14 protein-coding genes and 1 pseudogene are annotated in these 20,073 nt (G+C 48.9%); 5 read left to right on the top strand and 10 right to left on the bottom strand.

Going from position 1 to position 20,073, the window contains the following annotated elements; translation table 11 throughout:
* Positions 1-120: 120 nt before the first annotated feature.
* From AC2T0J_RS13725 to AC2T0J_RS13710, 4 genes and pseudogenes are all read right to left on the bottom strand, one after another.
* Positions 121-1,800, bottom strand: coding sequence for a methyl-accepting chemotaxis protein (locus AC2T0J_RS13725; RefSeq protein WP_489806364.1), 1,680 nt, complete (start codon positions 1,798-1,800; stop codon positions 121-123).
* 245 nt (positions 1,801-2,045) lie between these two features.
* Positions 2,046-2,297 carry a hypothetical protein gene (locus tag AC2T0J_RS13720; RefSeq protein WP_489806363.1) on the bottom strand — a complete coding sequence of 84 codons (252 nt, stop codon included), beginning with the start codon at positions 2,295-2,297 and terminating at the stop codon, positions 2,046-2,048.
* Positions 2,298-2,510: 213 nt separating this feature from the next.
* Positions 2,511-3,320 (bottom strand): annotated as a pseudogene (locus AC2T0J_RS13715) (SDR family oxidoreductase).
* A 42-nt stretch (positions 3,321-3,362) separates the two neighbouring features.
* Complete coding sequence (locus tag AC2T0J_RS13710) at positions 3,363-3,890, bottom strand: protein tyrosine phosphatase family protein (RefSeq protein ID WP_489806362.1); 528 nt, start codon at positions 3,888-3,890, stop codon at positions 3,363-3,365.
* 373 nt (positions 3,891-4,263) lie between these two features.
* Here AC2T0J_RS13710 and AC2T0J_RS13705 point away from each other — a divergent pair, with 373 nt between their 5' ends.
* Complete coding sequence (locus AC2T0J_RS13705; protein ID WP_489806361.1) at positions 4,264-5,238, top strand: DUF4382 domain-containing protein; 975 nt, start codon at positions 4,264-4,266, stop codon at positions 5,236-5,238.
* Between the two features lie 28 nt (positions 5,239-5,266).
* Here the strand turns inward: AC2T0J_RS13705 and AC2T0J_RS13700 are convergent, their stop codons facing one another.
* A complete protein-coding gene (locus AC2T0J_RS13700) occupies positions 5,267-7,969 on the bottom strand; it encodes a CHASE domain-containing protein (protein WP_489806360.1) in 2,703 nt (900 codons plus the stop codon).
* Between the two features lie 317 nt (positions 7,970-8,286).
* Between AC2T0J_RS13700 and AC2T0J_RS13695 the strand changes: the two genes are divergently transcribed.
* The 3 genes from AC2T0J_RS13695 to AC2T0J_RS13685 are packed head-to-tail and all read left to right on the top strand — an operon-like array spanning position 8,287 to position 10,191.
* Positions 8,287-8,694 (top strand): ketosteroid isomerase-related protein, encoded by a 408-nt coding sequence (locus AC2T0J_RS13695; protein WP_489806359.1) that lies wholly within the window; start codon positions 8,287-8,289, stop codon positions 8,692-8,694.
* A 19-nt stretch (positions 8,695-8,713) separates the two neighbouring features.
* Positions 8,714-9,313, top strand: coding sequence for a GNAT family N-acetyltransferase (locus AC2T0J_RS13690; protein WP_489806358.1), 600 nt, complete (start codon positions 8,714-8,716; stop codon positions 9,311-9,313).
* Positions 9,313-10,191 carry a carbon-nitrogen hydrolase family protein gene (locus tag AC2T0J_RS13685; protein WP_489806357.1) on the top strand — a complete coding sequence of 293 codons (879 nt, stop codon included), beginning with the start codon at positions 9,313-9,315 and terminating at the stop codon, positions 10,189-10,191. The genes AC2T0J_RS13690 and AC2T0J_RS13685 overlap by 1 nt, the downstream gene beginning before the upstream one ends.
* 21 nt (positions 10,192-10,212) lie before the next feature.
* Here the strand turns inward: AC2T0J_RS13685 and AC2T0J_RS13680 are convergent, their stop codons facing one another.
* The 5 genes from AC2T0J_RS13680 to AC2T0J_RS13660 form a co-directional block, all read right to left on the bottom strand.
* Entirely contained in the window at positions 10,213-12,192 is a 1,980-nt protein-coding gene (locus AC2T0J_RS13680) for a class I adenylate cyclase domain-containing protein (protein ID WP_489806356.1), read from the bottom strand.
* A gap of 298 nt (positions 12,193-12,490) precedes the next feature.
* Positions 12,491-14,473 (bottom strand): di-heme-cytochrome C peroxidase, encoded by a 1,983-nt coding sequence (locus AC2T0J_RS13675; RefSeq protein ID WP_489806355.1) that lies wholly within the window; start codon positions 14,471-14,473, stop codon positions 12,491-12,493.
* A gap of 30 nt (positions 14,474-14,503) precedes the next feature.
* Positions 14,504-16,828 carry a hypothetical protein gene (locus tag AC2T0J_RS13670; protein WP_489806354.1) on the bottom strand — a complete coding sequence of 775 codons (2,325 nt, stop codon included), beginning with the start codon at positions 16,826-16,828 and terminating at the stop codon, positions 14,504-14,506.
* A gap of 224 nt (positions 16,829-17,052) precedes the next feature.
* On the bottom strand, positions 17,053-17,571 hold the full coding sequence (locus AC2T0J_RS13665) for a family 43 glycosylhydrolase (RefSeq protein ID WP_489806353.1): 519 nt from the start codon (positions 17,569-17,571) through the stop codon (positions 17,053-17,055).
* Between the two features lie 261 nt (positions 17,572-17,832).
* Positions 17,833-18,939, bottom strand: coding sequence for an adenosylhomocysteinase (locus AC2T0J_RS13660; RefSeq protein WP_489806352.1), 1,107 nt, complete (start codon positions 18,937-18,939; stop codon positions 17,833-17,835).
* A 162-nt stretch (positions 18,940-19,101) separates the two neighbouring features.
* Between AC2T0J_RS13660 and AC2T0J_RS13655 the strand changes: the two genes are divergently transcribed.
* Positions 19,102-20,070 carry an endonuclease/exonuclease/phosphatase family protein gene (locus AC2T0J_RS13655; protein ID WP_489806351.1) on the top strand — a complete coding sequence of 323 codons (969 nt, stop codon included), beginning with the start codon at positions 19,102-19,104 and terminating at the stop codon, positions 20,068-20,070.
* Positions 20,071-20,073 lie beyond the last annotated feature (3 nt).

Raw genomic sequence — 20,073 nt, 5'->3', positions numbered from 1 at the left:
ATTATGATGATTTGAGTCTGCATCATAGTAACGAAATCACGGCCAGCTTGCATCTGCAAACTGACCAAACACAGGCGCCAGCGCCGAATCTCATTCCAGGGACCAGCTTAATGGAAGCTGTTAAAGTTTGAACTGACCCACCAACTTTTCCAGCCGGTCGGTTTTATCATTCAGAATTTTACATCCCTGCTTATTATCGGATGAGGCCTGAGCCAGTTGGCCGGTATGCTCATTCACTTCGTTCACCCGCACGCTGATATCTGCCGACACTTCACTTTGCTCATGGGCGGCAGCGGCAATTTCCGCATTCATCTGATTAATCGTCTGGGTAGCAGTAATTATCGCCAGCAGGGCTTCTCGGGTAGCTTCTACCCGTTGCTGCGTCTCCTGACTCTTATCCAGGCTGCTTTGCATGGTTTCCAGCGCCGATTGCGAGCCACTCTGGAGCCGCTGGATCATATCCTGAATTTGCTCAGTACTATCCTGAGTTTTGCTGGCCAGGCTACGCACTTCATCAGCAACCACCGCAAATCCGCGCCCCTGCTCACCGGCACGAGCAGCTTCGATGGCGGCGTTTAGAGCCAGCAGATTAGTCTGCGCTGCGATATTTTCAATAACATGCAAGAGATTAACAATGCCATCTACATCGCCCCCCACGCGCTGCACCACGTTGCTGGCACGGCTGATCTCTTCAGCCAGCTGATTCATACTGCTAACGGTTTCATCCACCGTTTTATCGGCTAGTTCACTTTGTTGCTCAGCCTGCTGCGCCGCCTCTGCCGCAGCCGAGGCATGCTGGGTCACATTTTGCGATGAGTGAGAAAGCTCGGTGACGGCCGTGGCAATCTGATCGGTATTACTCTGTTGCTCTTCGGCAATAACGTTGAGGTCTGAAGCGCGCCCGTCGAGATGAGTGGTTTCCTGCTCAATGTCTTTGGTCACGTCCCTTATCATGCACATCATCTGATGCAAACTCGCCAGTAGCTGATTGACATTGTCAGCCAGCGTGCCTATTTCAAACTGATCGTCGACCACCACCTTGCGGGTAAGATCGCCGTTGCCCTGGGCCAGCATTTTAATTGATGAGTTCACTTCGTCCAAAGGCCGGATAATACTGCGACGAACCAGTAACCCGATCACAAAGGATACCGCACCGAGTACAATACAACTCACCATAAGCAGGGTTACCAGATGATTCCGACTGCTGTATACCGCTTCTTCAATGACAGTCAGCTCGCGGTCGACTTCATCGATATAAAAACCGGCGCCAATCATTAATTGCCAGTCAGGAAAGTATGCTGAATAGGATAATTTGGGATGGGGTTCACGCTCACCCGGCTTAGGGAAGTGATAAGTGACATAATGATCTCCCTTAGCCAGGCCATTCTTTTTGCCTGCAGCCACCAGCTCACGGATCAGGTATACACCGTTGCTGTCCTGAAAATCCCAGAAGCTGTCGCCAACCTGGTCCGGACTCTGACCATTCAATACCCGTATCCCCTGGTCGGTATAGCCGAATATATACCCGGACTCACCAAACTGGAACCGTCGCAGTAAGCTTACCGCTTCCTCAATGCTGCCGCCATTTTCATAAATGGGCTTCACCAGACTGACCGCCATTTCAAGCAACGCTTTTACTTCTTTCTCGCGATCGTTCATCATCACCTCGCGACTGCTTAACAACCGGTCTTGCGCTTGTTGATTTACCTGAAACACCGAAAAGAAGGTCATCACCCCTCCCAGGATCAGTACAGGCACGATGGAAATGAGCAACAACTTTTGCTTAATTGACAGATTCACAGGCTACTCCAGATACATAAACCAAATCACATGCAGTCGCCCAAATTATGAGCTATACGCGCCCAATAGCAACTATATTCTTTATTCAAAGACACTATAGTCTAAATTTTATGAGCCACAGACGGCCGGTATGGGAGAACGACAATAAAATCAGGATATGAAGGGACTTTCGGTTAACAAAATAAATAAGGCATTACCGTTTGCATAATGCCTTGAAACTATAAAATAAATGACAAACTAAAACTTCAGTGGCTGGTTACGCCGCTGTAACGCAGTTTGGGTATCACTAACTCAGGGGCTACCGGCGCAGGAAAATCAGCGCTGGAGTCGAGGATCACTGAACTTCCATCACCAAACTCATACTGAGTTAAATTCTTCGATAAAGACTTACAACTTTTACAGGTTCTGAAGCAGTGTAGCCAAAGATGCCCTTTTTCTACCATCAGGGCCTGATCGGCCTTCGAAGGTAACTTCGATTTTATTGTATGCACTGTCATAGGTAACTCCGTCGCTATGTCTTTCGCAATACGGCAACCGAAAGAGTAAATGTAGGGTATGAGATTAAAAATAAAACAAGTCAGCCTCCGGAAACCGGCAAAGCACAACGACTCACTTCATTTAAACTAAAGTATAGCAGGGCCAACTGATTAAAATTTGATCCACATCTATTTTTTTGTGGCCTTTAGTTTATGACCTCGAAAAGCTTGAGATTATTCTTCGTCACTGGTGGGTGGCCGGGCTGACGAACCCGCCAGAATTCCACCATCTATGGTCAGTTCCGTACCGGTGACATATTTAGACTCATCACAGGCAAGATATACCGCTGCAAACGCTACGTCTTCCGGCATTCCCATATGTTGCAATGGAATGTCTGCGGCGATCGCTGCAATAGCTTGTTGCCGAGCTTCGCCATCACCGAGCATAGACTCCCAGATGGGTGTGAGGATTGCACCGGGATGAATGGAATTACAACGAATAGGGTACCCTTTCTCCGCGCAATAGAGTGCGACTGATTTGGTATGATTTCGCACCGCCGCCTTACTCGACGCATAAGCCGCTGCAGCCGGAATACCCACCATGCCGGAACGCGATGAAATGTTAACAATGCTGGCTGCCGGACTTTGCTGCATTAAACCTATGGCATATTTGCAGCCCAGTGCAACCCCATCCAGGTTAACGCGATGCACGGCATGCCAGCTGTCTAAGTTAAAATGCTCTGGATCAAAAGGGCCGGGATGGCTCATAAAACCAGTAATACCCGCATTATTGACCAGAATATCGAGTCTGCCGTAATCGTTGCGCACGCTGTCGGAAATCGCCGCCCATGCAGCCTCTGAGCCTACATCCAGCGGCAAAAATTGTGCTGAGTGACCAATATCATTAGCTACATGCTGCCCGGCCTGCTAGTCTACATCGGTAACAATTACCGTTGCCCCCTGCCGGGTAAACTCTGCAGCAATTGCCTGACCAATCCCCCTGGCTGCGCCGGTCACCAGTGCTATTTTGTTGGTTAAACGCATCCTTGCCTCCTTGAACGACAGATGTAACGGTTAACGGGAAAATTACTCCGCCTGATAATGCTGCTTTACCTCATCGATGAATTGCCGCCAGGTATCATTGGGCTGCCATATAGCGGCTAAATCCTCTCTTGCAGTCTCCTCGTCTTCTTTAAGGCGGATTACCCGATATAAGTAGGTAAACACAGCCCCCCGCCAGTTCAATTTGCAGTGCGTTAAAGTCATCCCCTGCTGGGGCGTGCTTTCCATCAACGTCACATAGTTAACAAAATTGGCCAGCGTTGGGTTTTCCCACGCTACCTGAATGTTGTAATAATCCAGCCCAAGGTGTTTAACCAGCGCTTTCTCCTCGCCTCTGTCACCTGGTATCAGGTCGATAACCCGGGTAACACCCAGCGATTTTAAGGCGTTAAAATGCGTTGTATCAGGTAACCCCGAACTCATCATGGCTGGCGTATTCACCTGATAGTTTTTCAGGTTAGCCAACGGCTGATCCTTTGCGGTGGCTGCACTGGCGATAAATCCGGCTAATGCCACCAGCCAACATCGCAGTACCCTGCCCGGCTTATTCATGTTTTCTCCCTGCTGCCATCAGCCTGCTAATAGTCTGAATTCCAGTATAAAGAACCCCGGTTAAACTGCAATCCTTCCACCAGACCATTCAACCACTAGTCATTCAGGTAACAACAGTCTCAGGCGGTGCTGACGCATTAATCAGATTAAATCTCTGGTCGTATGCCAAAGAAACACCGGTAAATTCTGTAGCGTATTTGCAACATTTACCGGTTATTCAAATTTGATTACTGACAAAAATTTAGACTAAGGCATTGATAAACATAACTCTTACCGGTATGGCATAGTGCTTGATGGCGCACAATGGCGATGCAATGACATAAAAAGAAATAAATGCTCAATATTAAGCTGCATTGATACCAGGAGTCAAAAAATGAATAAGTCGTTAAATTTCGTTTCAGACGCTTTAAAGAAGCAGTCAGCCAAAACACTCACCGTAGCCACCCTGTCTGCCTCAATGATCGCTTGTGGCGGTGGCGGCAGTGATAATGCCAACCCTGAACCAGACACCACTTCTTTCAGCCTCGCCGTATCTGATGCACCGGTGGATCAGGCTAACGCTGTTGTGGTGTACTTTAATACTGTGGAGCTTTTTGGTCCTGACGGCCCGATTACTTTTGATGTACGTGATGAAAACAATGATCCGCAGGCCATCGACCTGCTTAATTATCAGGGCGAAGCCTTTGTTACCATCGTGGATGCCACTGCAATCCCCACTGGCACATATACCCAATTGCGCCTTGAAGTCACTGACGACTCATACATTGAAATGGACAGTGGCACTTTTGAACTCAAAGTACCCAGCAACGAGTTAAAACTGGACGGCATTGAAGCCCTGCCAGGGGTAGGAGCTGCCTATACCGTAGAATTTGATCTGCGTAAAAGCCTGGTCGACCCGGTTGGTCAACCCAACACTATTTTCTTAAAACCGCGGGGCGTGCGATTAGTCGCAAACGACTCAGTGGGTACGTTACTCGGCACGGTATCTCCAGCGTTAATTGAAAGCGCGGCGTGTGCCGAAAAGATAGATATGAACAGCGGTAATGCCGTTTATATTTATGAAGGCGATTCGCTGGACGAAACGCTGCTCGGCGACGATGCAGACCAACCGGCCAACGCCGATGAAATCTCGCCCTACACAGTGGCTAACGTCAATTACAGTGAAGAGAGTGAGAGCTACGAGTTCGTCGCTGGCTACCTGCCTGCCGGTCCTTACACTGTAGGGTTTAGTTGCCTGGCGTTGAACGACGAACCGGAAACCGATGAGAATGCTGACATATTCAGCTTCCAGGCCGTAGTCGAAACAACGGTAACGGCAACCGAGCAAACCACGACCGATATCCAATAATCATCAGACGGGCAAAGGACTGCCCGAATTAATCCGCCTGTGAAACAAGATACTGAGCCAGTACAGCGTTAAGTTGCCCCACGTCCACAGGCTTCGATAAATAATCATCAAAGCCCTCTTCACGGTAGAGCGCAACATCTACTGCCATGGCATTGGCGGTTACCGCAACCACCGGCAATTCCGGGTGCTCACGTTTAATTTGTTGACAGGCCTCAACCCCATCCATTACCGGCATCTGAATATCCATCAATACCAAGTCCGGGTATTTCTTTTTCACAAACTCAACGGCTTCCAGGCCGTTTTCGACAAAAAAGAGGGTTGCTTTGGTTTCTGCCAGCATCGCCTCCATCACGGAACAATTAATGTCGTTGTCTTCGGCGACCAGGATCATTGTGTTGCTTAAATCGGGGGCTTTGTCATCCTTACCCGGCGCAGAGTCATTCATATCACCGGCCGCCTTAATGACCGGCAACGTTACAATAAATCGGGAGCCCTCACCTGGCGTACTGGCCACTCGGATCTTGCCGTGCATTAAATGCACCAGCGACTGGGTTATTGCCATGCCGAGTCCGGTACCGCCATATTTTCGGGTGGTCGAGGAGTCGGCTTGTTCAAAGCGATCAAACAATCGTGCCAGGGCATCTTTTGTCATACCCTGACCGGTATCGGTAATGCTGAACAGCAATCCATCTCTGGCGGTGTTGCGCGCAGAAATAGTGACTTTTCCCTGCTCAGTGAATTTTATGGCGTTAGTGCAGATATTCAGCAGCACCTGACGCATTCTCACCGCATCACCAATCCAGACATCATGATTTGCCTGATTGTCAAAGATCAGCGCCACTGGTTTATTACCTACTAACATCGACATATCAGATTGCAGACCATCAAGCATCGTCGACAAACTGAAACGATGAGGGTCGATAGTTATCTTACCCGCTTCAATTTTAGAGAAGTCCAGGATATCGTTAATAATCCGACTCAGATTGCGGGTGGAGTAAATCGCCTTATCCAGCAAACCAGCGTGTTGCTCACCCGTATCGGAACGGCGAATCAACTGGAGTGCACCGTAAATACCGTTTAACGGCGTGCGGATCTCATGACTCATATTGGCCAGAAAACTGGACTTGGCCTCATTCGCTTGTTCTGCCAGTTGCCGTGCTTCTTTTAATTCCTGCTCGCGTTTTAACTGCGGGGTGAGATCGTAGGCGATACCGAGAAAGCCAAATAGCTTACCGTCTTCATCGAATAAACTGGTCTCACTCAGTCGTACCGGCACCGTGGAACCGTCTTTACGCACATAGGTCCAGTTGTTGATGTCAGTATTACCGTTTATCACTTTTTCTACAAACACATCGAAGCCGGGTTCAATTGGCCGTCCAAGCTCTTCGGTGAGTTCCGCTGCCCGGGCTTCCATCTCTTCAAACAGGTGAAAAACGACGGGGGTTTGCTTGCCAATCATTTCGTCGGCCCGATAGCCAATCAGTCTTTCTGCGGCCGGATTAAAAGCGGTAATCAGGCCCTCATTGTCGGTAGCAATCAGCGCATAGCCGGCGCTTTCCAGAATCCGCCGCTGCAAAATATTCGCCTGGGCTATCTCATAAGTACGGGCGGCTACTTCGCCTTCCAGCTTTTCGTTGTTTAACTCCAGGGCGCGCTGATTGGCTTCGGCCAACTCCCGTTCATAACGTTTTGCATCGGCGCGACGACTTATTACAATGTGCAGGCTGAAAATCACCAGTGCCAGACTGGTCACAATGGCCAGCGTATTATTGAACGCCTGTTGCCTGGACGGTAAACGCAAACCATCGATAAAGGCCTGGTTTGGCATCAGCGATAAACGCCAGTCACGACCGAACAGTTGTAGGGTTTGCTGAATTTTGAATGCATCAAGACTGCCATCATGATGGCGCCCGAAGAACGTTAGGGCCTCACCGGCAGAGATATCATCGATGGCAAGTGTCACGTCGTCGCGTAAACCACTTACCGAAGATAACACTTCATCAATCAGCAATGGCGCATAGCTCCAGCCAACCAGCGCCTCCATCCGCGCTTCATCTCCACCGGGTACCTGCGGAGAATTGTATACCGGCTGCATAATTAAAAAGCCTTGCAACCGTTTTTGATTTGCCTGGACCAGAGTAATGGGCGCCGTTAACTGGGTAGAATTCGATTTTGCGGCCTTCTCTGCAGAACGCCGCCGCATGGTTTCAGAGCCAATATCCAGCCCGATTGCCTGCAGGTTGGCATGCTCAGGCATGATGTACTGGATGATAAAGTAACTGTTATTGTGAGGCGTTAACGTGCGGAGTTCGAATTGATTATCCGGCCTGTCCAGCCTGGCCATCGCCATGAATTCGGCAAAATCTGCCACCTCGACCTTACGGATAAAGCCAAACCCGCGGGCTCCGGGGTACTGCTGACTGTAATTCTGGCTTCTGGCGTAGGTTTGCAAGTAATCATAACGCAGGTTATCTATCCCTACTGCCACAACCGATGCCTTTAAGCTCGACAACCCGTACGCATAAAGTGACACGCGATCATTAACCGCTTCGCTGATTTGTGCCAGACGTCGCTCCAGAGCATCGGTAATCAGTTGGCCTCGCTGAGCTTCATAACTTTTCCCCACCTCTGTTGCGTAAAGATAGCCGATAATCAAGACAATCAGAGGTAACCACACAGATTTACTGATACTGCTCTGGATGGATGCACGCCTTAAGTCTTTCACCGACATTAATTTACACTCAACAAATTTAATACTCAGGATGCACTAGTATACAAAGTCAGCACTGTAAACATGCACCGTTCGACTGACTAAGTATACAAGCGATCAGGATACCTGCACGAAAAAAGAGACCATCAATCAGGCCACATCATCACTCAAAGCTATTCAGCTTACTACTAATAACCTGTTCAGCGACTTGCTGACCCAAAGCCCCTTAGATATGTTGCTGGCTAACTGGTATTACAAGATAAATCGCCGCGGTATACCTGTTTATTCTCCCAGGCTGGCAGATTATCATGCGTTTTTAACCTTTTAGGGTTTGCTGAATGAATCAGATAACGGCTCAACTACTTCAGGATTACTACGCTGCCTTTAATAAGCAGGACATGGAAACCTTTCTGTCGCTGCTCACTGATGATGTTATTCATGACATTAATCAGGGCGCCCGGGAAGTTGGTAAGGATGCCTTTTTGGCGTTTATGGATCGCATGAATAAAAACTACAAAGAAACCATTGTGGATATCGAGGTGATGACCAATACGGCCGGCGATCGTGCCGCGGTGGAGTTCACCGTATTAGGCGAATACCTGGCCACCGATGATGGATTACCCGAAGCAAATGGTCAGACCTACAAACTGCCCGCCGGTGCGTTTTTTGATATTCGGCATGGCAAAGTTGCCCGGGTTACAAATTATTACAACCTCGAAGACTGGATCGCACAGGTTTCGGCCTGATTGCCATACAACAACCTTTATGCTTACTTTTAAATGTTTATCCGGCGCACCGCTGCATCAATATATAGATGAACTCGCACATCTGCGTATGCAGGTGTTTCGCGATTTCCCCTATTTATACGATGGCGATGCGGCGTACGAAGCCCGCTATCTGAGTACCTATATTGAGGCACCCAACAGTGTTATTGTGATGGCATTCGACGGCACTAAAGCGGTAGGCGCGTCCACCGGCCTACCGCTGCAACATGAAATGGCGGAAGTGAAGCAGCCTTTTATCAACGCAGGCTTCGATACTCAGCGCATTTTTTATTGTGGCGAGTCAGTGCTGCTGCCGCAATATCGAGGTCAGGGGGCGGGCGTTGCCTTTTTTAATTATCGAGAGGCACACGCTAAATCCATCGCCGGTATCGCCCACTCATGCTTTTGTGCGGTTCAGCGACCAGTTGATCACCCGGCCCGACCGGCGGACTATCAACCTCTGGACGCATTCTGGCAACGCCGCGGCTACCAGAAATGTGCCGACCTGACTACCACCTTCAGTTGGAAGGAAGTGGGTGATTCTCAGGAGTCTGCCAAACCCATGACATTCTGGATGAAAACGCTCACTCAGGAGTATTAATGCACACGTTTAAACTGGCTACGGCACAATATGACATCGGTTTCTTTGAGCACTGGGACGAGTTTGCCAGCAAACTTGATGACTGGGTAAGTCGCGCCGCCAAACAAGGTGCCAAACTGCTGGTTTTTCCAGAGTATGGCAGCATGGAATTGGCATCCCTGTTTGGTGAAACGGTTTACAGTGACTTAGCTCAGCAACTGCATGCGATGCAAACCCTGTTGCCGCGATGGGAAGCCCTGCATACATCGTTAGCGGCCCGATATGACGTGCATATTCTGGCCAGTTCTTTCCCTACTGCTCAGGCAGATGGTAGCTTTGTGAATCGCGCCAACCTGTTTGGCCCTGAGGGCCTGTTGGGCTATCAGGATAAGCTCATCATGACCCGTTTTGAGAACGAACAATGGCACATTAGCCCAGGCACCGACATTAACGTGATTGATACCTCGCTAGGACGAATCGGCATTCACATTTGTTATGACTCAGAGTTTCCCATGATCGCCCACCACCAGGTAGTAGCGGGAGCCGATTTGCTGCTGGTACCCAGTTGTACCGATACCCAGGCGGGCTTTCACCGCGTGCGCATCGGTTGTCAGGCTCGCGCCCTGGAGAATCAGTGTTATGTGGTGCAATCGCCCACGGTGGGAGATGCTAACTGGTCGCCGGCGGTAGATGCCAATACGGGCAGAGCCAGCGTTTATACCCCGGTTGATTATGGCTTTCCGGCTAACGGTATTTTAGCTGAAGGGGAAAACAGCGAGCCAGACTGGGTGTATGCCTCGGTCGACCTGGGAGAAATTGCCCGAATTCGCAATGAGGGGCAGGTATTTAATTACCGTGACTGGCCCAAACAGTTTCATTTAAAGCCTCCGCGGGAATAAGGGACCTGAAAACGTCGCCGGCTACCAGTAGTTGAGTAATTCAAAGTCCTGCTCAGCGGCGTCGATGAACGCCTGATAAATACGTTTGCGCTGCGAGCTTTCCGGCACAAAGATGTAGCAGGGAGGACGGGGGATGGACTCCTGCAATTCAAACCACAGTTTATCCAACGATTCTGTTCCAGGCATCACATAAGTCTCACCCCATGTGGTGGTGTAGATAACGGTCACTTCATCAACGGTAGGTTTAAGGCGGCTGGACGTAAAATTGACAACCGCCATACAGGCCTTGATTTGCATCGGGCTTAACAGCGCCTCCCGGGGAATGGCATTGACCCTTACCGGCCCAAAAATATTACCAAAATGTTTGATCAGTGCATGGATGTCGCTGTCGGTGACCGGATCGGTATCGTAATCCAATAACACCGTGGTGCTGATATCTATAACGCGATTACACACACACCATAAAATAAGGCGTACCGGCGATTCCGCTGCGCTGATCCGGGCTTTTTCCAGACTCTTACCCAGCACGCCTAACTGATCGTCGTAATACGCTGCCCAAACCTGCTGACCGTTTTTACGGCGGTGCTGTTTAATGGTTATCACCGGACAAAATACTTTGTCATCAAAGCCAATACGTAAAAACTCCAGCTTGTGCTCTTTTTTGGAATAAAACGTATCGAGACGACGACCTAACACGGCCATATCTTCCCGGCTGACCGACTGATTATCCATTTGTAATTGTGAGGACATGCGCCGGTAGCAATAAATTAAGAAACGGTGAATTTTGCGGCTCAGTTGCACTAACTCGGTCAGCGACCAGTTTTGAGAGTTATCCAGGTGGCGGATCTGACTTTTTGTCCAGCCCCACTCCTTGACCAGACCGGCAATAATGCGACGCTTAAAGGTGATATCACTCTCCGCCACGGGGTGGCTGAGCTGGCAATTGCACTTAATGTAAAGACACTGCTGTAACAGCAACACCGTGTCCGGTTCGTTGACGGCCTGGTAATGACTCAGTAATTGATCAAACATCAGCGCATACGGGTCGATATTGGCCACATTGCCTGGTGCTTCATCGCCGTGATGGACCCGTTTCTTCAATAGGTTACACAACGGCTGTTCGTGCTCCAGGTTTTCCAGGAACACTTCAAGCTTGGCCATTTTTAATACCGATTTAAACGGCGAGTCGATAGCTTTACCCAACTGCCAGATCGCCGCGCCAAACAGCTCTTTGATATCCAGCTTGTCGAGATGGCCCAGATCCATAAACCAGTTGGGATCCGGTGAGCCGCCCTCCTCCAAGGCGTTCAGCAGCGAATAATACTGCTGTTCGGTGGTGAAATCCGGGGTTAACCACCAGAATGGTGCCTTACCCGCCACCACTATATTGGTGGTGTAAAACTCCGACTTTAAGAACACCGCCTGAGCCGACCCGGCACTTTCTCCTTCCGCCACGCCAAAGTCATTGTTTCTGACTTTCTCGATATCCGACAGGAAAAAGTGGACTTCGATGTTGTAGCAACTCATCGCCCAGTTTTCAATGGCGTGAAGTTTGCGTTGCATGGCATCCAAAGATGCTTGATTCAGTTTATCGCCATCCACGCAAACCCAGTAATCAAAGTCTGACTTATCCGATTGTGCGATAGTGCCAATACTGCCCATTAACACCAAAGCGTCGATGGCTCGCTGGCGGGGCCAGACAGACTTGATGTCGTCAAATAAATCATGTTGCTGAGGAAAAACGGTAAACAACGCGTCTTTTATCTCGTCGCGAAAACTAAAGTTATTCAGGCCAAAAAAAAGGTCTGCGTCGGTCTCCACATAACCGGGGAGATCAGGATGATTAACGTGTAGTAAAAAAGGGATGACATGAAACAGCGGTCGGCGCTCGGGCGGCAATAGCGCCTGCGCCCGTTCAATACGGGCCTTGTTATAGCGCAACACCCGTAGTAACCGGATCGTCAGGTTTTGCTGAATGGTAAGCGACGGCTGTGAACTCATTACACCACATATATCCTTAAATACTCGTTAAAAGATAGTCATTTTATTTCAGTCTGCTAAGACTCTGTCAACATTGTGCAGGAAAGCCTGTGTTCCGGCCACCCTACCCATCAGCCACCAGCGGCGAAAACCGCCACCGAAACTTCAATGGCACATTAACGAAAAAAAAAAGCTGTAGAAAACGCTTGCCGTCTAATGTAACGGTTATTGGTCATTTCACCCAGCATTAGATGCCCGAAAAATCGCTTTTATTGGCATTGATCAAAGCCTCTGCCAGCGATCTTGTAACGCCAATGGGTCAGAGCGTTTTCAGGTACTCAATCAGCGCATACTTTTGCTCTTCCGCCAGTGTCGGCCCCACTATACCCTGCTTGCCTGATGATTTCTCAGCAAACCAGTGACCGCCCTGACTGTTACCACTTTGGCGGGTATCCAGTAAGAAGTAGCCATCACTATAATCAGGCGTTAAGGCGTGTTCTACCCCTGCGTATTTAGCTGCAAAAGTACTCACTAACTCACTTTGCGCCACACCAAGCTTCTCGGCATCAAACTGCTGTCCTCCCAACATAATGAAGTTGGGTCGCTCGGTACTTAACAGATCATAAATCGTTGCCACAGCGCCGTTATGCAGAAAAGGCGCTGTGGCCCAAATACCATTTAGTGGTCGCGCTTTATACCCAGCGCCAACCTGTAAACAGTTTGGCCGTCTGCCTTCCATTTGCGTTTGCTGAGAGCTGGAAATATTGCTTTGCTTAAACCACTGCTGATTGGTCCGTTCAACAAATGCCCCCAACGCCAAACCAAAGTTGGCCGTGGCACTGTCATTAAGGTTTACATAGGTCAGCCTCGCTGATTGCTGGGCAGGGACCTGCACCGGCGTGCAAACCTGTGTCGCCAGATTTAACCCGGTCGTATCCACCGTGCGTGTTTCCAGTACTCTGGCCTGAGCGGGATCGGTGCCGATGTGTTGCAACGGAATAATATGCAGCGTCAGATAGGGTTCAGTAGTGGTTATTAATTCATTCTGCATTTGATAGCGAATAGGTTGCCAGTGGCGATCATCCCAAAACGCAGTTGAGTCAACCGCTGGCAGGTGACACCCCTGACACAGTCGCTGGTAGAGTTTTTCGCCTTGCTGCGCCAGGGCAGTGTCAATTGCCGGAAAGCGCTTCGGCCATTCCGGCGCTAGCAGCCCATTGAACTGATTACCATTAAGTTTTGGATTGGTGCCGCCCAGCCAGCCTTCCATCTTTACCAGGCTCGTGTAGTTGACCGACGAAGCAAAACGCTGGGCATCCGGCCCTGTGGTATCAACATAAGCACTTACGCCCAGCGCTTCGCCGGCATTACGGATCAGAGGCTGCATAATTGAGCCGTCGTACTGAACCCAGTTAAACCAGGAAGTAGTCCAGATATGCGGATAGTTCACCGGGGCGTTAATGGGTGAATAGTTGGCAGGCCGCGACATATCCTTATTAAAAACCTGATTACCAATGCGGTTTAATGCATCCAGTCGCGTAAAACCTTCTGTTACGGCTATGGTATCGCTGCTTTTGGCCAGTATCCCGATGGTTTCATTGAGCTCCTCTTTTAACTGATTGCGGGTAACAACATTGTCATTACTCCCAAGTACACGCCGGGCAAACCTGTCAAAGCGACCATTTAAAATATTCACCTTGCCGGACAGTACGGTTTGTCCGAGCGCCGCCCCAAGAGATCGGGTAAATAACCCGAGATCAGTCGAAGCAGGAGCGCCATCGACTATATATCGCTTTTTGGCATAGATTAACTGGCCGGTATGACAAGCTGCACAAGTAAAGCCAGCCGCCGCCGCTTTGCGATTAAGCCCGGCAAAATAAATACTCTCTGTTTTTGCAATGCCAATAGGTAAACCATCGGGATTGTCATCCGATGCGGATTGCTCAATAAACCCGTGTCGCAACATATACTTCCCCGTAAACAACGCCTCCTCGCCAAAAAATAACAACCATGGATTGGATTTAGGTGCCTCCAGGGCCACCAGCCATGCATATGGAATAGGGATCGTAGCGGTCCCCTGAGAGGCATGGTGAAACCAATCAGAGGGCTCATTCTTATAGCCGTTAGCGTTAACGTATTGCATTTCCAACGATTGAAACTCAGGAAGTTTTGGGGGAGTAAGGGCATATTTAATGCTGTCGATGGCGTTACTAATCTTGAAACCAAAATACAATACAACAACGGAAACTAAAATTATGGTCCCTATGGACCACTTAAACCTGAATATTGAGCTGTCTGACATGTCTGCGTTCCTTTCGATAAGTAACGAGGGTTAAAGTCGCTTTTGGATTGCTTTACAGATGGGACTGTTGCCGCGGTAAACCTGATTCGGGAACAGTAATATCTGGCACAACATATCTTCTTTGGATCCTTTTGACAGCCACCACCCTAATGGCGGTTCAATGGTGGTTATGCCGGGTTCGGCCTTTAGCTTCTGGTAGTACACCGCCACAACCGGAGAGTTTTCAGGCAACAAAGCACGCCACAGGGGATCCTTTTGCGTCATTCTCAGCAAGCTTTTAACGTTAGAATGACGCTTTTGATAAGCAATTAACTCTGCCAGCTTGGTATTAGCCAGCCCTCCCCTGATTTCAATGAGGGCCTGAATAGGGCTTAGCAGCTCATGAGCAAAGATACTACTGGTATTGGCGGAGATATTCGGTTCGCCAATATCGAACACACTGCGGGAATTGTGCTGACGGTACTTATCAATGAGGATGTCATTTTTCAGGATCACAGGTATGGGTACATAAACGGTTTGCCATTCGTCGGCATCAACATCAACTGGCGACAGTAATTTTTCCATCACATCCAGTAATGTGGCCGCACCGTAGTTATCGAAATATCCGGCATCGGCAGTATGAAACTTCTCAGCACGAGGTGCCTCAACATTTAACGTACCGGTGGGCGTAACATAAGGAAACCTTGCAGAATTAACTGCGACGGTACTTAAACGCATATCCAGCACAGGCGGTACAGTGTCACTGATGACCCACTTTTTCGGGTTCGCTGAGTTAATATACAAGTTGGTATCGAGCTTATTATTAAACACATCACCTTTCACCGGAAACGGAGCATAAATCGACATCAGCCCGGTTTCCTGTATTGTGGAAGTGCCTAACAATAACGGCGTCCAGGATGAGTCACGATAAAAGGATTTGTAACCCAGGCCCAGTGCAGAAATGGATTTACCATCTCCAGTTTCAACCTTGCCGTAAACCTCGGCAAAACCGTTTTCGAAAGACTGCTCGAGATAAGTCGCCCGGTCTTTTTTATAAACGGGTACTGGCACGGGTAAAAAAGAGTAAAGCAGGTCGTTGTACATAAAGGATGTTGCTACTGACGACAGGTAATCTTTCCCCACCGCATTGCTTAAAAAGCACATATCCGCAGCACCTGCAAGATCGAGGCTAAGTGACGGGTCGAGATCTTCCAGTATGCATTCAGTTCCAGGCGGCGATACGTGTTTACTGGCAAAATAGAAGGCATTTCCCACCGAACCACCCGACGCCCCAGTAAGTAAAAACAAATTATTGCTGAACCCCGGCAACAGCTTTTCCAAACGATTTAATGCCAATACGGTCCAGTATGAAGCGCGCAGTCCGCCGCCTTGCGCCCCCACCAGAAACACTGGCACATAAGTTACTTTATGCTCCTCATCGGTAAACTGTATTTTGCTGGCTTCACTGCGCTTAAAACGATCAAATGCATCGACCAGCGATTTTACCGGGTAAAGTGACGAGCCTTCAGACGCTTCAATAAAGCGCACCTGATGGTTATCGGACGTTGGCAGTACACCTGCCACAATTGGAATCAGAATAATGGTGAGAAGCACCGGGTAAGGTTTACTAAAAGCATTTTTTAAACAATGGATATCGAAGCGATGACTTCCATAGTTGAGGGTATCAAACATGAAATAAGCCGTCAGAACAAAGCCAAACAACATGCTGGCCAGCCCCCACCAAATGAGGTTTAAACCATTAAAAATTGCAATAAATGCAGACTGAAAGAAAATCGCAATAAAGGCCGTAACGGCGAACAGGCCAAGCAGGATCCAGAACCAACGTTGAACGCTTAAGGCATGGGAATCTTTAGGACGTTTAATTAAGAAGATAAGTACCAGCGCCGTACTAAACACGGCTAACAGTGCAACCCACCAAAACCCGCTGGACACCGCATAAATGATAGCGCCAATTGATGGAATAGCCGACAGGTAACGAGGTAGCTGAATGCCCCAACGTCCGGCATAGTAGTTTTCTCGGTGCGTACTTAACTGTTGCACTATGTAGCCAAGCAAAGAAATCCTGACGTTCTGTTGCATTTCATAGCTTTTAATATCAAAAATGAGCCGCAACGTAAGCCAAACTACCAACGAAAAATACACACTGGCGAAAACGTATAGTACCGAAAAACCTAACTCGTCCAGTCCATAGCCATTGGTTTGTTGAATCATGTCCTGAATTTGACCGACACCAAAGAAAAAAGCCCAAATCAGTGCTACAAAAATAAAATGAAAACCACTGGTTTTAACGCTGGTATAAAAATCAGTCCAGGAGGAGCTGTCAGTACTGGAGAGCCCGTTAACAGACGTAGCCATGCTTCTTTCCTTGTATGTTGGATATCGTCACCAACAACGATCAACAGGCCGGGGGAAACCTGACAACATGGCGAATTTTTAATCATTTTATTACACAGTATAGCGTTTAGGGGAGGTTTTCACCGCTAGTCGGTTATCATTTTTTAAAAAGGCGTTTCGGGAAAGGACTTATCTGCGTAAAAGTACAAGCCACCGCTCAGCCAAGCGGTGGTTTTATAAGGAGTTTAGTAGAGTTTAAATACCGGCTTGCCCACAGCATGCTCATAATCCCTGACATGATAAACACACAACGGTGTTACATCATCTTCGGCAACGGTAAAACAGTTGTGGCCGGGACCAAAGAGCTTCTGGTCGTAATCAGTTGCCAGCACCGGCATGTGGGTTTTGGTCCATGAATTACTGTCGAGCAGATCGGCGTTTTCATCGGCTTCCATATAACCCATACAGTAGCAGGTGCCTGTATCACTAGCCGAGAACGCAATAAAGATTTTACCACCTTGCTTAAGCACAGCCGGACCTTCGTTTACCCAAAAAGCAACCCGCTCCCAGTCATAATCGGGGATAGTAAGCATAAACTGCGTGGTTTTAAGTTTAATAGACGCTCCCATTTCAGCCAGGTACAGGTTAGATGCAGCGAATTGTCCGCCGGTTTTCTCAGCCCAGCAAAAATAGTGCTTACCGTTATTTTCAAACACGGTGGCATCGAGGGCGAAGTCGATAAAGGATTTTTCGGCGTGCATCATGCCCAGTTATACCCGCTCATCATTAAGCGTTGGCCTGTACACGCCAACGCTTAATGCCGCAACGCCCAGATATCGCCTTCTTCGCTGGCGGCACAATAGATGTACCACTTACCGTCGAGACAATGAATTTCAGCACCAGACACAACACTTTTTCTACCATGAGCGCTACCATTGGGGTACCCATGTAAACAGAAATTGAAAGACGTTTTAACGCAGTAATAAGAACAGGAGGTGCAAATGCACCTCCTGTAGATGGGCTGATCAGAGTGCGCTCATCCACGCATGCTCGGGAAGCAAATACAGGCCTTGTTCTGCCGAAGCTCCCTCCCCTACAATATGGCCAATCCCCGCCGCCATTACTGCCAACGTTACATCAAAGGCGTTTAAGCTGTCGCCATAGCCGGCGGTAAGGTTAAACATAGAACCGTCAGCCAGCAAAAACAACGTTTTATCGCCCAACTGGTAGGCGTTAACATATGGCATCGGCTCGTTGTGGGTAGCATTCTGTTTAAGGTAAGGCACATCGATTTCCTGCGCGACATGACCCACGTTTAACATAAAGGTTCCGTCTTTCATGCTATCGAGGTGCGCGGCACTTACTACGCCATAAGCACCGGTAGCCGTGGCAATAACATCTGCGGTTTTCACCGCCTCACTCAAATCGACCACCGGCCAGCCATCATATTTAGCCTGCAGAGCGCGGGCCGGATCCAGTTCGGCCACCTGCACCTGTGCGCCAAAGGCTTTGGCCGAGGCGGCGACACCCTGCCCCACTAATCCATAACCAATCACCACCACAACTTTTTCGTGCAACGTCAGATGTGTGGTTTGGAAAAAGGTTTGCCAGGCACTCAGTCCCACCATGTGGCGGTTATGCAGCCCTTCTTTTACCGGCAGGTCATCCCAGTTAAAAATGGGATAACGCGGCGTCACGTTGCCCAAACGATTGATGCCTGAGCCGGTTGCTTCCAGGCCAGCAATAATGGCTGGTTGAAGATTGCCTTCATGTAAGCGTGTGGTGAGGTCGGCGCCCATTTCACATAAATGAGTTGGCCCCCAGGCAAGCGCCTTATCAAAAGAATCAGACCAGTCTTTGGCACTCATATCGCGCCAGGCATAGGCGACTGCGCCTTTGCTCACCAGATGCGCCACGACATCATCCTGCACGGTAGTGGGGTTACAAGTGGTCAGAAATACTTCACAACCCGCATCGAGTAACCCGGCCACCAGCGGTGCCATTTTTAAATCGAGATGCATATTACAGGCAAGTTTTACCCCCTTGAGAGCCGGTAACGCATTAATAGCAGCGCGAGTGCGTGGCATATGGAGCGTAGCCCAGGCCAGCTCCGCTTGAAAATTCTGATACATTGGGAATTCTTATTACGGAAAAACGATGATCATACGCCCATTAAGCAACTTTTCTCAACTAGTGAATTGAACCACGAGGATTGATCGAATATAACGGTTAAGTATGAAAAGTTAAGGAATAAAGGTATCTTACCTGCAGGACCTGCTGATCATGGACGACTAATGTACATCACGCTGCTCATCGCAAGCCTGTTTATGCTGTTTACTACCCTGGCACCTCACCTGCCCGGTAAACACTGGCTTATCAGAGTCTGGGAGTTTCCCCGTTTACAATTGTTTGTATTAATTTTGTTGTGTATTACTGGCTGGGCTTTTCTGGCGATGGCTCACCCGGAGTCAGCAGCAGTGATGATACCAGCCCTGACGACTGCGGGCATTTATCAGGCAATTTGGATCCTGCCCTATACTGTACTGTGGCCCAAACAGGTAAAGCAGGTAAGCCATGCGGATGCCAACAACACCCTCAGTATTCTTACCAGTAACGTGTATATGTATAACGATAACTATGATGGATTAAAGAAACTGGTAGCTCAGTACCAGCCCGATATGCTGGTGCTGCTGGAAAGTAACCAGGCCTGGCAGGACGCTATGTCATCGATTAACACCGAGTATCCGCACCGCTTAGCCTGCCCGCTGGAAAACCTTTATGGCATGCACTTGTACAGCAAGTTGCCTTTTAAAGGTGAACAAATACGCTATGTAATAGAAGATGATGTGCCGTCCATGGAAGTGCAAATTGATATTAATGGCACTCAGATAACGGTTTATTTTCTGCATCCCAAACCGCCGAGCCCAACCGAAAATGAATCTGCCGCGCCCAGAGACACTGAATTAGCCGTCATCGGTAAAGAAATGGCCGAGCATAACGATCCCGTAATTGTGTCGGGCGATTTAAATGACGTGGCCTGGTCGCCCAGCACCCGTCGATTTCGTAAGCTTAGCAAAGCTCAGGATCCACGCATTGGACGCGGCTTTTATAACACCTTTCACGCCAAATACCCGCTGGTGCGCTGGCCGCTGGATCATATTTTTCACTCAAAGGATTTCGAGATGGTGAAGGTGGAAAGGTTGTCGGGTTACGGCTCTGACCACTTCCCACTGTTTACCCAGCTACAACTGAGTAAAAAGTGATAG

The sequence above is a fragment of the Alteromonas sp. ISO5 genome, from assembly GCF_058105165.1.
The sequence above is the reverse complement of the archived record's forward strand: the minus strand, read 5'-3'. Positions and strand labels throughout refer to the sequence as shown.